The sequence below is a fragment of the Staphylococcus sp. EG-SA-2 genome, from assembly GCF_017152085.1.
On the sequence record NZ_JACYHC010001118.1, the window covers coordinates 1 to 702 of the forward strand.

Genomic DNA, 702 nt, shown 5'->3' on the forward strand with positions numbered 1-702 from the left:
TATTATTAATTGGATTTTGTTTCAACGCATTTTTAGAAGGTGCAGCAGGATTTGGTGTGCCAATTGCGATTTGTGCAGTATTATTAATTCAACTTGGATTTGAACCATTAAAAGCAGCGATGTTATGTTTAATTGCTAATGGTGCGGCGGGTGCCTTTGGTGCAATTGGTTTACCAGTTAGTATTATTGATACGTTTAACTTAAGTGGAGGCGTTACAACATTAGATGTTGCGAGATACTCAGCATTAACACTTCCAATTTTAAACTTTATTATTCCATTTGTTTTAGTATTCATTGTAGATGGTATGAAAGGTATTAAAGAAATTTTACCTGTCATTTTAACAGTGAGTGGTACATATACTGGATTACAATTATTATTAACAATATTCCATGGTCCAGAACTAGCAGACATTATTCCATCACTAGCAACAATGGTGGTGTTAGCATTTGTTTGTCGTAAATTTAAACCGAAAAACATTTTCAGATTGGAAGCGTCTGAACATAAAATTCAAAAACGAACGCCTAAAGAAATTGTCTTTGCTTGGAGTCCGTTCGTAATTTTAACTGCCTTTGTATTAGTATGGAGTGCACCATTCTTCAAAAAATTATTCCAACCTGGAGGTGCACTTGAAAGTTTAGTAATAAAATTGCCAATTCCAAATACTGTGAGTGATTTATCGCCTAAAGGAATTGCGTTGCGTC

The 702-nt window shown here is 34.3% G+C and carries 1 protein-coding gene; it reads left to right on the forward strand.

The genetic code is table 11. The annotated features are described in order from the left end of the window. On the forward strand, positions 1–702 hold a 702-nt coding region (locus tag IDG60_RS18580), incomplete at both ends, for an L-lactate permease (protein ID WP_206161043.1).